Origin of the sequence: Nocardioides sp. Root240 (genome assembly GCF_001428825.1) — a bacterium.
Lineage (GTDB): Bacteria > Actinomycetota > Actinomycetes > Propionibacteriales > Nocardioidaceae > Nocardioides.
The window spans coordinates 348601-361249 of record NZ_LMIT01000002.1; the positions used below are offsets into that span (position 1 = coordinate 348601).

Genomic DNA, 12649 nt, shown 5'->3' on the forward strand with positions numbered 1-12649 from the left:
CTCGCTCGGAAGGGACACCACCATGACCAGCAGGACCACTCGACGTACCCTCGCGGCGCTCGGCCTCGCCGCCGCCGTCACGGGCACCGCCCTCGTCGCCGCCCCGCCCGCGCAGGCTGCAGGGACGATCACCGTCACCTTCCGCCACGGCGCGCTGACCGTGGCGGGCAACGACAGCGCCAACCGCATCGAGCTGGTGCGCAGGGCCAGCGGCCGGATCGTCGTGAGGGCCGACTCCCGGATCGTGCACCGCGGCGGCGTGCCGACGGTGCGCAACGTCGAGGTCATCCGGGTCTCGACCTACGGCGGCAACGACGTGGTGCGGATCCGGCCCGGGCTTCGCGGGGTCACGGTCTCCGCCGGCAACGGCGCCGACCGGGTGGTCGGCGGCAGCGGTGCCGACGAGCTGCGCGGTGGCACCGGCAACGATGCCCTCTTCGGCGGTGGCGGCAACGACACCCTCCTCGGGGCGACGGGGAACGACCGCCTCGAGGGGCAGGGAGGCCATGACCGCGTCCTCGGCGACGGCGGCGACGACGTCCTGGCCGCGCACGCCGGGCGGGACATCCTGCGGGGTGGCACCGGCGACGACGCCTACCACTTCGACGGCGCCCTGGCCGGCCGACACCTCCTCGTCGAGCAGGCTGGCGAGGGCACCGACGAGGTCCGCTTCTTCGGCCCGACCGGGATCACCCTCGACCTGTCCGCGACGACCTACCAGCAGGCGAGCGCGGCACTGTCGGTCCGTCTGTCGTCGGGTGGGGCGTTCGAGAACCTGCACGGCGGCTGGGGCGACGACACGCTCACGGGCAACGCCCTGGCCAACGAGCTCAACGGCGGTGAGGGCAAAGCCCTGCTCACCGGTGGTGCCGGTGCCGACCTGATCGTCGCTGGTGACGGTGGCGACTTCGGCATCCACACCCTGGCGGACTTCGCCGACGAGGACGCGATCGACCTCGTCACCGGCTTCGTCAGCAGCGGGATGGGCACGTCCTTCGTCGTCGTCACCACCGACGACCACGACCTGGGGGCGTTCGACGGCGGCTCCCACATGTTCGTTCCTGCCGACTTCCTCTGAGAGAGACCACATGACGAGCCCGACGACCCTGCTGACCAACATCGGTGAGCTCGTCACCAACGACCCCGAGCTCGGCCTGCGCGCCGACGCCGCCCTCCTCCTCGAGGACGGCGTCGTGGCGTGGGTCGGCTCGGCGGCCGACGCACCGGCCGCCGACGAGGTCGTCGACGCCGCGGGCCGGGCGGTGATCCCCGGCTTCGTCGACAGCCACAGCCACCTGGTGTTCGCGGGCGACCGTGCCCAGGAGTTCCGCGCCCGCATGGCCGGGGAGTCGTACGCCGCCGGCGGCATCCGCACCACCGTCGCCGCCACCCGTGCGGCCTCCGACGAGGAGCTCGCCGCGGGCGTCGCGCGGCACGTCGACGAGATGCGCCGGCAGGGTACGACGACCGTCGAGATCAAGTCCGGCTACGGGCTCTCCGTCGACGACGAGTCCCGCTCGCTGCGGATCGCCCGCGGGTTCACCGACGAGACCACCTTCCTCGGCGCGCACGTGGTCCCGCCGGAGTACGCCGACGACCCGGCCGGCTACGTCGACCTGGTGACCGGTCCGATGCTGGCCGCCGCGGCGCCGTACGCCCGATGGATCGACGTGTTCTGCGAGGACGGCGCGTTCGACGCCGACCAGGCCCGCACCATCCTCGCGGCAGGGGCGGCCGCCGGCCTGCGGGGGCGGCTGCACGCCAACCAGCTGGGGGAGGGGCCCGGCGTCCAGCTGGCCGCCGAGCTCGGCCTGACCGCCGTCGACCACTGCACCTACCTCTCCGACGCCGACGTGCACGCCCTCCGTGAGGCGGGCACCGTCGCCACCCTGCTGCCCGGCGTGGAGTTCAGCACCCGCCAGCCGTACCCTTCGGGCCGCCGGCTGATCGACGCCGGCGTGACGGTGGCGCTCGCGAGCGACTGCAACCCCGGCTCCTGCTACACCAGCTCGCTGCCCTTCTGCATCGCCCTGGCGGTGCGAGAGATGGGCATGACGCCGGCCGAGGCCGTGTGGGCCGCCACCGCGGGTGGCGCGCAGGCGCTGGGGCGCACCGACGTCGGCGTGCTCGCACCGGGCAAGCGGGCCGACCTGGTCCTGCTCGACGCGCCGTCGCACCTGCACCTGGCCTACCGGCCCGGCGTCCCGATCATCGCCCGGACCTGGAGGGCCGGCGTCTCCTAGACTCGAGGCATGAGCCGCAAGCGCACGATCGGCCTGTCGCTCGGCGGGCTCCTCGTCGTGCTGCTGGTCGCCGCGCTGCCGGTCTTCCAGCCATGGCTGCTGTTGGTCGACGACGAGGTCCACGAGAGCGACGACCCCAGCCGGGTCGTCGGTACGGCGAGTGCCGGGCTCTCCGACACCGCCGTCCCGTCGGCGTCCGGCACCGCCCGCACGCGCGTGGCGCTGGCGTCCGCCGCTTTCGTCGACGCCGAGCACGGCACGACCGGGCGCGCGACGGTCTACCGGCGCAGCGACGGCAGCCGGTTCCTGCGGCTCGACGACCTCGACACCTCGAACGGGCCGGACCTCCACGTCTGGCTCACGGACCAGCCGAGCGGCGGCTCCTGGGGCAGCTACGACGACGGCCGGTACGTCCGCCTCGGCCCGCTCAAGGGAAACCGGGGGAGCCAGTCGTACGAGATTCCCGGCCGGGCGGACCTGCGGCCGATGAGGTCGGTCGTGATCTGGTGCGACCGGTTCAACGTCGCGTTCGGGACGGCCGCAATCGGCTGAGGTCCGACACGCCTGGGGGAGACTGTCGCCGTGCAGCACCTGCGGATCACCTCGCCCCGTGACCTCACCCCGGCCGTCGTCGACCTGCTGCGCCAGGATCCCGCGGTCACCGCGCTGACGTGCGTGCCGGGTGCCGCGCTCGTCCCCGAGGGCGACCTGGTCGAGGCGGACCTGCCGCGCGAGGCGGTCAACGAAGTGGTGGACGCGCTGCGCGCGATCGGCGTCCAGCACGAGGGCGCGCTCCACGTCGTACCGGTGGCGACCTGGGTGTCGCGGCCCGCCCACGAGGCGGAGAAGCAGACGCCCGGGTCGTCGACCGACGCCGTGGTCTGGGCGGAGGTGACCCAGCGCGCTTTCGACGAGTCCGAGCTGAACTGGACCTACCTGACCTTCATGACGCTGGCGACCCTGATCGCGAGCATCGCGATCGTCCTCGACTCGCAGGTGCTGGTGATCGGGGCGATGGTCCTGGGGCCGGAGTTCGTCCCCGTCGCGGCCCTCGGCCTCGCCCTCGTACGACGCCGACCCGCGCTGCTGCGCCACGCCGGCCGCGCGCTGGTGGTCGGGTTCGCGGTCGCGATCGCGACCGCGACCCTCGCCGCCCTGGCCGCGCGCGGGCTGGGCTGGGTCACCGTCGACCAGGTGACCGCGCCGCGGCCGGCGACGGCGTTCATCTACAGCCCCGACAAGTGGTCCTTCATCGTGGCGGTGATCGCGGCGGCTGCCGGCGCGCTGTCGTTGACCTCGGGCAAGGTGGGCGGCCTGTCCGGTGTCTTCATCTCGGTGACCACGATCCCGGCGGCGGGCAATGTCGCGCTGGGCCTCGCGTTCGGCGTACCGGACGAGGTGCGTGGGAGCGCCCTGCAGCTCCTCCTGAACGTCGCCGGCATGGCGGCTGCGGGCTGGCTGACGCTGGCCTTCCAGCAGGCCGTGTGGAGCCGCGCGTCGGCGCGCCGGGCCCGGCTGGTCGCCCGCCTGCGCCGCCAACCCGGTGCGGAGTGACTACGGTTCGGGCATGGAGCAGGACGAGGACCACCGCGCGCAGCTCGACCGGCTGCGCTTCGTGCAGGCCGTCGCGGAGAACGCCACCCAGGTGATCGCGTTGATCACCCGCGCGCGTACCGTCGACGAGGCGGTCGTCGCGGTGTCCCGGCTGCTCGACGTCGACGAGGTCACCGTGATGTCGGGGCTCGCGCAGTTCAACCTGCTCGCGCTGACCGGGCCGGCGACGGAGCGCCGGGCGGAGCTGCTCGCCGAACCCTCCTGACCCCTCATCCGATCTGGCAGTGCTTCGACGGGCGGTGGCCGTAAATCCCTCGTCCGACGGGGGTTCTGGCCACGAGGATGGACCCATGAGCACCGAGCACGCGTCCCCGATCGAGCCCGACACCAAGGACTGGACCTGGGTGCTCGACGAGACCTGCGCCGAGTGCGGGTTCGACGCCGCGACCGTCGGCCGCTCCTCGATCGCCGGTGCGATCCGCGACAACGCCGCCTTCTGGGCGCGCGCCCTCGGTGACCCGCGCGCCGGCACGCGGCCGGAGCCGGCGGTGTGGTCGCCGACCGAGTACGGCTGCCACGTGCGCGACGTGCACCGCGTCTTCGCCGGCCGGGTCGAGCAGATGCTCACCGACGACGACCCGCTCTTCGCGAACTGGGACCAGGACGAGACCGCCGCGACGCAGCGCTACGACCTGCAGGAGGCGGCGGGCGTCGTACCGGACCTGGTGGCGGCGGCCGAGGTCGCCGCGGGCTGGTACGACGGCGTCGCCGACGACCAGTGGTCGCGGCCGGGTCGACGCAGCAACGGCAGCGTCTTCACGGTCGAGACCCTCGGGCGCTACCACCTGCACGACCTGGTGCACCACCGCTGGGACGTGCGTTGGATCATGGGGGAGTGAGGCACACGGAGCTCTGGGCGCGGATGGACCACCACCTGGGGTCCGGCTACGCGCGGGTGTGGGCCACGCAGTACGTCATGGGCGAGCTCGGGGGCCGCACCACGCAGGAGGCACTCGACGCGGGGTTCGCCCCCAAGGAGGTCTGGCGCGCGGTGTGGGCGGCGCTGGATCTCCCGGCGAGCGAGCGGTGAACGCCCAGCGTCGTACCGTCCGCGTCCTCGTCCTGACCCAGGCGGTCGGTGCCGTCGGCATCACCATCGGCATCGCGACCGCATCCCTGCTGGCGCGCGACCTGTCGGGCTCGGAGACGTTGTCCGGCCTCGCGCAGACCGCGCAGGTGCTGGGCGCGGCGGTGATCTCGTTCCTGCTGGCGCCGTTGATGGCACGGCGTGGCCGGCGGGCCGGCCTGATGACGGGCTACCTCGTCGGCGCGGGCGGTGGGCTGACCGCCGTCCTCGCCGGTGTCGTCGGCTCGATGCCGTTGCTCCTCGTCGGCGCCGTGATGCTCGGCGCCGGTACGGCGGCCAACAGCGCCGCCCGGTACGCCGCCACCGACCTCGCCACCGACGAGACCCGCGCGCGCTCGCTGTCGCTCGTCGTGTGGGCCACCACGATCGGCGCGGTCGCCGGCCCGAACCTCACCGGCCCGGCCGGCTCCTTCGCCGACGCCGTCGACATCCCCGAGCTGACCGGCCCGTTCGCGCTCGGCGCGATCGGCATGCTCGCCGCCGCACTGGTGGTGGCGCTGCTGCTCCGCCCGGACCCGCTGCTGCTGGCGCAGTCCCTCGCCGCGGCCGACGAGGAGGCCGGCCTGCGGCCTCCTGCGGTGGTGCGGGGCGGCTCGTCCTGGGCCCGCGCGGTGGCCGCGATCAGGGAGCGACCGGTCCTCGGGTACGCCATCGGAGGTCTGGCGCTGACCCACGCGACGATGGTCGGGGTGATGGTGATGACGCCGCTGCACATGGAGCACGGTGGCTCCGGCCTCGAGGTCATCGGCATCGTGATCAGCGTCCACGTGCTCGGCATGTTCGCCTTTTCCCCGGTCGTCGGCCTGCTCGCCGACCGCTTCGGCCGACCACCGGTGCTGGGGGCCGGGGGAGCGACCCTGCTGGTCGCGCTCCTGCTCTGCGCGTCCGCACCCACCGGGATGTCGTGGCAGGTGACCGCCGGGCTGTTCCTGCTCGGTCTCGGCTGGTCGCTGGCGATGGTGTCGGCCTCGACGATGGTGGCCGAGCACGCCCCGCTCGAGGCCCGGACCGACGTCCAGGGCGCGTCCGACCTGGTGATGGGCCTGACCGCCGCGGCTGCCGGCGCGCTCGCCGGGGTGATCGTCGGCATCGCCGACTACCCGGCCCTGGCCCTCGCCAGCCTGCTCCTCGTCGTGGGGGTGCTGGGAGCGGCGGCGCGCGCGGCCGCAGCAACCGCGGCGACACGCCGGGCCACCGCCTGACCCACTTCGAACACGTGTTCGGCTAACGTCTGTCCCACGACGGCCGGGACCATCCCGCCCCCGTCCACAGGTACGACGCCGGGACGACTCGTCCACAACGCCGACACGACTGACCAGGTTGTGTCGGGAGGCCGCCCTAGCGTCGCCGACGTACCTGGCCCACACGAGACGAAGGACGGTAGGCACATGGCTGGAGATGACCGCAACAAGGCGCTCGAGACGGCGCTGCTCAACATCGAGAAGCAGTACGGCAAGGGCTCGGTGATGCGACTCGGCGACGACTCGCGCGCCCCGCTCGACGTGATCCCCACCGGAGCCATCGCTCTCGACGTGGCCCTCGGCATCGGCGGCCTCCCGCGCGGCCGGGTCGTGGAGATCTACGGTCCCGAGTCGAGTGGTAAGACCACGGTCGCCCTGCACGCGGTGGCCAGCGCCCAGGCCGCCGGCGGCATCGTGGCCTTCATCGACGCCGAGCACGCGCTCGACCCCGACTACGCCAAGGCCCTCGGCGTCGACACCGACGCCCTCCTGGTCTCCCAGCCCGACTCCGGTGAGCAGGCCCTCGAGATCGCCGACATGCTGATCCGCTCCGGCGCGCTCGACCTGATCGTCATCGACTCCGTCGCCGCGCTCGTGCCCCGTGCCGAGATCGAGGGCGAGATGGGCGACAGCCACGTCGGCCTCCAGGCCCGCCTCATGTCGCAGGCCCTCCGCAAGATGACCGGTGCCCTCAACCAGTCCAAGACGACCGCGATCTTCATCAACCAGCTCCGCGAGAAGATCGGCGTCATGTTCGGCTCGCCCGAGACCACCACCGGTGGTCGCGCGCTGAAGTTCTACTCCTCCGTGCGTCTCGACGTGCGCCGCATCGAGACCCTCAAGGACGGCACCGACATGGTCGGCAACCGCACCCGGGTCAAGGTCGTGAAGAACAAGGTCGCCCCGCCGTTCAAGCAGGCCGAGTTCGACATCATGTACGGCAAGGGCATCTCCCGCGAGGGCGGCCTGATCGACGTGGGCGTCGAGGCCGGCCTGGTCCGCAAGGCCGGCGCTTGGTACACCTACGAGGGCGACCAGCTCGGCCAGGGCAAGGAGAACGCCCGCACCTTCCTCAAGGACAACCCCGACCTGGCCAACGAGCTGGAGAAGAAGATCCTCGAGAAGCTCGGCGTCACCCCCACCGTCGACGGCGACTTCAACGACCTCTCCGACGACCCGATCGGCGTCGACTCCTTCTGAGTTGAAGGGGCCGAGCGTGTCGCTCGTTCCTCGCGCCACGCTGCCGGCCCGCGGTCGCGTTGCGTAGGAAGCGGGTTGGCACGGCGGCAAGCCGACACTGAAGGGCGGGGCGGATCCCGCACCCCACCGGCGTTCGTCCGGTCGCCGCAGGTGGCCGGACGCGCCGGAGGCGCCGTACGGATGGCCCTCGACGGCGCATCGGGGTGCCGTCGGCGTGCGTAGCACCTGACGACCGCGCGGCAGACGAGCGCCGACGGCGGGGTCCCCGCTCTGCGCCGGCGAGGGCCATCCGGGAGGAGCCGGAGGTCCGGCTGGGCGCCGGAGGAGACCGGACGAACGCCCCACCACCGACTGAGACCGGCACGATTCCGAGGAGAGAGGTGCACATGCGCAACGAGGAGCCACCTCCCACGGCCAAGGGCGACGACGCCGATCCCGAGTCCGTCGCCCGCAAGATCCTCCTCGACCAGCTCAGCATCAAGGCCCGCTCGCGCCACGAGCTGGAGGAACGCCTCGCCAAGAAGCTCGTCCCCGACGAGATCGCCGAGCGCCTCCTCGACCGCTTCGAGGAGGTCGGCCTGGTCGACGATGAGGCCTTCGCCCGCGCCTGGGTCGAGGGTCGTCAGCGTTCCCGCGGCCTGGCCCGCACCGCGATCGCGGTCGAGTTGCGCCGCAAGGGCATCGCCGACGAGACCGCGAAGGCGGTCCTCGCCGAGGTCGACCCCGACGACGAGGAGGCCGCGGCGCGCCAGCTCGTCCGCAAGAAGCTGCGCAGCATGCGTGGCCTCGACGAGCAGGTCGCGGCCCGGCGCCTGGTGGGGATGCTGGCGCGCAAGGGGTACTCCGCGGGCCTGGCCTACGCCGTGGTCCGCCAGGAGCTCGCCCTGCAGGACGACGCCGACGCGTCGTGACGCCGGGCGGCCCGTGCCGCACAATGGCGCCGTGACCTCCGACGCGCCCGCTGCCCCCGAACGCGAAGTCCTCACCTACGAGCTGTTCGGCAGCGCCGTCCGCGACCTGGCGCAGCAGGTCGTCGACGACGGCTTCGAGCCCGACATCGTCCTGGCGATCGCCCGTGGCGGCCTCGGCCTCGCCATGGGCCTGGGCTACGCGCTGGACGTGAAGAACCTGTCCGCGGTCAACGTCGAGTTCTACACCGGCGTCAACGAGCGCCTCGACGTGCCGATGATGCTGCCGCCGACGCCGGCCGCGATCGACCTGACCGGCATGAGGGTGCTGATCGCCGACGACGTGGCCGACACCGGCAAGACCCTCGAGGTGGTCCGTGACTTCTTCGTCGACCACGTCGCAGAGGCGCGGACCGCGGTGATCTACGAGAAGCCGTGGACGGTGATCCGGCCGGAGTACGTCTGGCGTCGTACCGAGGCATGGATCGACTTCCCGTGGTCCTCGACGCCGCCGCTGGTGGACCGCCGTGGCGGGGGCGCCCACTAGGGTTCCCGCATGAGCGCGTTCCCTGTCTCGGACCTGACCTCGCACCTCCGGATCGCCCCCGGCCCGGTCGACCTCGCCGCGATCGAGACCGATGCAGCACCGGGCTTCGACGGCGGCAAGTCGGAGGGCGAGGAAGCGCTCGCCGCGCTCGCCCCGGAGCTGGAGGAGCTGCAGGAACGGCTGTTCGCCGACGGCAAGTCGGGCGGGCGTCGCTCGATCCTGTTGGTCCTGCAGGGCATGGACACCTCCGGCAAGGGGGGCACGCTGCGCTCGACGGTCGGCCTGATGGACCCACAGGGCGTGCGGATCACCTCCTTCAAGGCGCCGACCGAGGACGAGCGCAAGCACGACTTCCTGTGGCGGATCACCAAGGCGCTGCCGCCCGTCGGCCTGGTCGGCGTGTTCGACCGGTCGCACTACGAGGACGTGCTGATCGCACGGGTGCGCGAGCTGGCCTCGCCCGACGAGATCCGGCGGCGGTACGGCGCGATCAACGACTGGGAGGCGGACCTCGCCGAGCAGGGCACGACCGTGATCAAGTGCATGCTGCACATCTCCGCCGCGGAGCAGAAGAAGCGCCTGCTGGCGCGCCTGGACGACCCGACCAAGTACTGGAAGTACAACCCGGGGGACGTCGACGAGCGCGAGCTGTGGCCGGCCTACCAGGAGGCCTACGAGATCGCGATCGAGCGCACGAACACCGACGGCGCGCCCTGGCACGTGATCCCCGCGGACAAGAAGTGGTACCGCAACCTGGCCATCGGCAGCCTGCTGCTCGACGCGCTGCGCTCGTTCGACCTGTCCTGGCCGGCCGCCGACTTCGACATCGAGCACGAGAAGCAGCGGCTCGTCGACGAGCTGCCCCTGTGACCGCGCCGACGACCGCCCTGGAGCGGGTCCGGGTCACCCGGTACGTCACGCCGCTTCGCGAGGGCGGCAGCCTGCCGGGGATCGTCGAGGCCGACGACCTCGGCACCTACGTCTGCAAGTTCCGTGGCGCCGGCCAGGGGCCGCGGGTGCTGGTCGCCGAGGTGATCGTGGCGGGGCTGGCCCGGCTGCTCGACGTCCCCACGCCGGACCAGGTCGTGCTCGACCTCGACCCCGACATCGCGCGCTTCGAGGCCGACGAGGAGGTCCAGGACCTCATCAACGCCAGCGCCGGCCTCAACCTCGGCATCGACTTCCTGCCGGGCTCCTTCGGCTACGACCCGACCACCGAGCCGGACCCGGAGCTTGCGGGTCGCGTGCTCTGGCTCGACGCGTTCACGGCGAACGTCGACCGCAGCTGGCGCAACCCCAACCTGCTGGTCTGGCGCGGCACCCTGCAGGCGATCGACCACGGTGCGTCGCTGTACTTCCACCACTCGTGGTCCGGCGGCCCGGGTGACCCGGAGCGGTTCGCGCGCCAGCCCTACGACACGAGCGAGCACATCCTCCGGGCGTACGCCGGGCAGGCCCGCGCGCAGGACGCGGCCCTCGCTGCGCGGGTCGACGACGCCGCCCTGACCGCGGTCCTCGACGCCGTGGACGACGACTGGCTGGAGCCGGTGCCGGGCGCGGAGACGCCCGACGCCCTCCGGGAGCGGTACGTCGCCTTCCTGGCCGCGCGCCGCGACGGCGGCCGCCCCTGGCTGCCCGAGGTGCTCGCGGAGGCGGGCGCGTGACGGAGAGCGGCGGCTACCGGCCGTACCAGTACGTCACGCTGCGCTGCGTCCCGCGCGTCGAGCGCGAGGAGTTCGTCAACGTCGGCGTGGTCCTCCACTGTCCCGACGCCGACTTCCTCGGCGTGCTGTCCGCCGTCGACGAGGACCGGGTCCGCGCCCTCGACGCCGAGGTCGACATCGCATCCGTGACCGCGGCGCTGGCCGCGATCGAGAAGGTGTGCCGCGGCGAGGCGCACAGCGACTTCGGGGTCGGCGTGCGGGCGACCGCCTACGGGTCCCGGGCCGCACGCGACGACGCGAGCACCCGGTTCGGGTTCCTGAAGGCGCCGCGCAGCACGGTGCTCCAGCCCGGCCCGGTCCACGGTGGCGTCACCGCGGATCCCCAGGCCACCCTCGAGCACCTGCTCGCCACCCTCGTCCGCTGACCCTGGACGAGAAAACTCACGCTGGGACGACGAAGCTTCGTCGTCCCAGCGTGAGTTTCGTCGTCCAGGCACGGGAGTTTCACCGGCCGGCCGGCCGGTGAAACTCCCGTCAGACGGGAACCAGCTCGACCGCACCCACGGCGTAGCGGGCCAGGATCGTCCGCGCGATCTCCGGGTGCGCACCCAGCGGCTCGGACACGGCCACGGCGCCGGCCTCGACGGCGAGCTCGGCGGCCCGGTCGACCAGGCTGCCGGGTGCGAGGAAGAGGGACGCGACGGCGATGTGCCGGCGGCCCTCGGCGCGGAACGCGCGCACGGCCTCGCCGGTGGCCGGGGGAGCGCTGGTGGCGTAGGCCGCGGTCACCGGCAGGCGGTGGTGGGCGCCCCAGAGCCGGGCGAGACGGGCCACGGCCTGGTTGGCCAGCGGGTCCGTCGTACCAGCGGCGGCGAGGACGAGCGCGTCGAGCTCACGGACCCGGGCGGCGCTGAGCGCCTCGCGGAGCCGCTCGTCGAGCACCTCGAGGAAGCGGGCCTCGAGGCCGAGCACCTCGGTCGCACGGATCTGCAGTCCGGGGTGGCGCGTGGTCGCCTCGGCGATCATCTCCGGGACGTCGACCTTCGCGTGGAAGGCCTCGACCAGCAGCAGGGGTACGACGACGATCTCGTCGAACCCGGCCTTCACCAGCCGGTCGACCACGGTGTGGAAGCCCGGCTTGGAGAGGTCGAGGAAGGCCCGCTCGATGCGCAGGTCCGGGCGCAGCGCCTTCGTGGCGTCGACCAGTGCCGTGATGGTGGCGGCCGAGCGTGGGTCCCGGCTGCCGTGGGCCAGGGCGATGAGTGCGGGAGCAGCCATCAGGAGTCACCCCTTCCAGTCCTGTTGCGGTCCGATGACGTCCTTGTCATGAGTGGATTCCGCATTCGGTCTTGTTCGTGCCGGCCCAGCGGCCGCTGCGCGGGTCCTCGCCGGGGGCGACCCGGCGGGTGCACGGCGCGCAGCCGATGGACGGGTAGCCGTCGTAGACGAGCGGGTTGACGAGCACGCCGTTCTCGGCGATGTAGCGCTCGACCTGCTCGTCGCTCCAGCGGGCGATGGGGGAGACCTTGACCTTCTGCTTCTTGGCGTCCCAACCGATCACCGGCGCGATCACGCGGTTGTGCGTCTCCGCACGGCGCAGCCCGGTGGCCCAGGCGTCGTACCCGGCGAGGGAGTCGGCCAGCGGCTTGACCTTGCGCAGGGCGCAGCACAGGTCGGGGTCGCGCTTGTAGAGCTCGGGGCCGTACTCGGCGTCCTGCTCGGCCACCGACTGCACGGGCGTGATCGAGATCAGGTTGACGTTCATCGTCGCGGCGACGGCGTCGCGCGTGCCGATGGTCTCGACGAAGTGGTAGCCGGTGTCGAGGAAGACGACGTCGACGCCGGGGACGACCTTCTGCGCGAGGTGCGCGAGGACGGCGTCGCCCATCGACGAGGTGATGCAGAAGCGGTCGCCGAACGTGGCGGCGGCCCACTCGATGATGACCTCGGCGGGAGCCAGCTCGAGCTCGGCGCCCCAGTGGGACACCAGCTCACGCAGCTCCTCGGGGGAGCGGCCCTCGGTGTGGGCTCCGCGGAACGCGCGGGCGGCCCGGGTGGTGGCGGCGGTCATGAAGCACCTCCTTCAGGGGTGCGGGCGGACGGGGCGGCGGGCCCCAGGAACTGGAGACTGAAGGCCCGGAGGCA

16 protein-coding genes are annotated in these 12649 nt (G+C 72.6%); 14 read left to right on the plus strand and 2 right to left on the minus strand.

The window, feature by feature from the left end; translation table 11 throughout:
* Positions 1 to 22: 22 nt before the first annotated feature.
* The 14 genes from ASE20_RS04625 (at position 23) to ASE20_RS04690 (ending at position 10929) form a co-directional block, all read left to right on the plus strand.
* Positions 23 to 1078: a calcium-binding protein gene (locus ASE20_RS04625; protein ID WP_056893355.1), complete on the plus strand. Its 1056-nt coding sequence runs from the start codon at positions 23 to 25 to the stop codon at positions 1076 to 1078.
* Between the two features lie 10 nt (positions 1079 to 1088).
* Positions 1089 to 2243 carry an imidazolonepropionase gene (gene hutI / locus ASE20_RS04630; protein ID WP_056893356.1) on the plus strand — a complete coding sequence of 385 codons (1155 nt, stop codon included), beginning with the start codon at positions 1089 to 1091 and terminating at the stop codon, positions 2241 to 2243.
* A 9-nt stretch (positions 2244 to 2252) separates the two neighbouring features.
* The gene (locus tag ASE20_RS04635; protein WP_056893357.1) at positions 2253 to 2795 is read left to right on the plus strand and encodes a DM13 domain-containing protein; all 543 of its coding nucleotides are present in this window, start codon (positions 2253 to 2255) and stop codon (positions 2793 to 2795) included.
* Between the two features lie 30 nt (positions 2796 to 2825).
* Positions 2826 to 3797: a DUF389 domain-containing protein gene (locus ASE20_RS04640; RefSeq protein WP_056893358.1), complete on the plus strand. Its 972-nt coding sequence runs from the start codon at positions 2826 to 2828 to the stop codon at positions 3795 to 3797.
* 13 nt (positions 3798 to 3810) lie between these two features.
* The gene (locus ASE20_RS04645; protein WP_056893359.1) at positions 3811 to 4062 is read left to right on the plus strand and encodes a hypothetical protein; all 252 of its coding nucleotides are present in this window, start codon (positions 3811 to 3813) and stop codon (positions 4060 to 4062) included.
* A gap of 85 nt (positions 4063 to 4147) precedes the next feature.
* On the plus strand, positions 4148 to 4696 hold the full coding sequence (locus ASE20_RS04650) for a DinB family protein (RefSeq protein ID WP_056893360.1): 549 nt from the start codon (positions 4148 to 4150) through the stop codon (positions 4694 to 4696).
* Positions 4693 to 4887 (plus strand): DUF3046 domain-containing protein, encoded by a 195-nt coding sequence (locus ASE20_RS04655; protein WP_056893361.1) that lies wholly within the window; start codon positions 4693 to 4695, stop codon positions 4885 to 4887. The genes ASE20_RS04650 and ASE20_RS04655 overlap by 4 nt, the downstream gene beginning before the upstream one ends.
* Positions 4884 to 6146, plus strand: coding sequence for an MFS transporter (locus ASE20_RS04660; RefSeq protein WP_082612155.1), 1263 nt, complete (start codon positions 4884 to 4886; stop codon positions 6144 to 6146). The genes ASE20_RS04655 and ASE20_RS04660 overlap by 4 nt, the downstream gene beginning before the upstream one ends.
* Before the next feature lie 186 nt (positions 6147 to 6332).
* Positions 6333 to 7385: a recombinase RecA gene (gene recA, locus ASE20_RS04665; RefSeq protein ID WP_056893363.1), complete on the plus strand. Its 1053-nt coding sequence runs from the start codon at positions 6333 to 6335 to the stop codon at positions 7383 to 7385.
* 386 nt (positions 7386 to 7771) lie between these two features.
* A complete protein-coding gene (locus ASE20_RS04670; protein ID WP_056893364.1) occupies positions 7772 to 8296 on the plus strand; it encodes a regulatory protein RecX in 525 nt (174 codons plus the stop codon).
* Between the two features lie 31 nt (positions 8297 to 8327).
* Complete coding sequence (locus ASE20_RS04675; protein WP_056893852.1) at positions 8328 to 8840, plus strand: phosphoribosyltransferase; 513 nt, start codon at positions 8328 to 8330, stop codon at positions 8838 to 8840.
* Positions 8841 to 8849: 9 nt separating this feature from the next.
* A complete protein-coding gene (locus ASE20_RS04680) occupies positions 8850 to 9710 on the plus strand; it encodes a PPK2 family polyphosphate kinase (protein ID WP_056893365.1) in 861 nt (286 codons plus the stop codon).
* Positions 9707 to 10504 (plus strand): HipA family kinase, encoded by a 798-nt coding sequence (locus tag ASE20_RS04685; RefSeq protein WP_200952717.1) that lies wholly within the window; start codon positions 9707 to 9709, stop codon positions 10502 to 10504. Before ASE20_RS04680 ends, ASE20_RS04685 begins: the two co-directional genes overlap by 4 nt.
* Positions 10501 to 10929, plus strand: coding sequence for a DUF3037 domain-containing protein (locus ASE20_RS04690; RefSeq protein ID WP_082612156.1), 429 nt, complete (start codon positions 10501 to 10503; stop codon positions 10927 to 10929). The genes ASE20_RS04685 and ASE20_RS04690 overlap by 4 nt, the downstream gene beginning before the upstream one ends.
* Positions 10930 to 11038: 109 nt before the next feature.
* Here ASE20_RS04690 and ASE20_RS04695 read toward each other — a convergent pair whose 3' ends face one another.
* Both ASE20_RS04695 and ASE20_RS04700 read right to left on the minus strand, forming a co-directional pair.
* Positions 11039 to 11782 carry a sirohydrochlorin chelatase gene (locus ASE20_RS04695; RefSeq protein ID WP_056893367.1) on the minus strand — a complete coding sequence of 248 codons (744 nt, stop codon included), beginning with the start codon at positions 11780 to 11782 and terminating at the stop codon, positions 11039 to 11041.
* A gap of 46 nt (positions 11783 to 11828) precedes the next feature.
* The gene (locus tag ASE20_RS04700) at positions 11829 to 12575 is read right to left on the minus strand and encodes a phosphoadenylyl-sulfate reductase (protein WP_082612157.1); all 747 of its coding nucleotides are present in this window, start codon (positions 12573 to 12575) and stop codon (positions 11829 to 11831) included.
* Between the last annotated feature and the right edge of the window lie 74 nt (positions 12576 to 12649).

Bases quoted from the DNA above. Each gene is read 5' to 3' on its own strand.
- ASE20_RS04625 (WP_056893355.1), top strand. From the start codon at position 23: ATGACCAGCAGGACCACTCGACGTACCCTCGCGGCGCTCGGCCTCGCC.
- ASE20_RS04650 (WP_056893360.1), top strand. From the start codon at position 4,148: ATGAGCACCGAGCACGCGTCCCCGATCGAGCCCGACACCAAGGACTGG.
- ASE20_RS04680 (WP_056893365.1), top strand. From the start codon at position 8,850: ATGAGCGCGTTCCCTGTCTCGGACCTGACCTCGCACCTCCGGATCGCC.
- ASE20_RS04645 (WP_056893359.1), top strand. From the start codon at position 3,811: ATGGAGCAGGACGAGGACCACCGCGCGCAGCTCGACCGGCTGCGCTTC.
- ASE20_RS04635 (WP_056893357.1), top strand. From the start codon at position 2,253: ATGAGCCGCAAGCGCACGATCGGCCTGTCGCTCGGCGGGCTCCTCGTC.
- recA (WP_056893363.1), top strand. From the start codon at position 6,333: ATGGCTGGAGATGACCGCAACAAGGCGCTCGAGACGGCGCTGCTCAAC.
- ASE20_RS04670 (WP_056893364.1), top strand. From the start codon at position 7,772: ATGCGCAACGAGGAGCCACCTCCCACGGCCAAGGGCGACGACGCCGAT.
- ASE20_RS04700 (WP_082612157.1), bottom strand. From the start codon at position 12,575: ATGACCGCCGCCACCACCCGGGCCGCCCGCGCGTTCCGCGGAGCCCAC.
- hutI (WP_056893356.1), top strand. From the start codon at position 1,089: ATGACGAGCCCGACGACCCTGCTGACCAACATCGGTGAGCTCGTCACC.
- ASE20_RS04695 (WP_056893367.1), bottom strand. From the start codon at position 11,782: ATGGCTGCTCCCGCACTCATCGCCCTGGCCCACGGCAGCCGGGACCCA.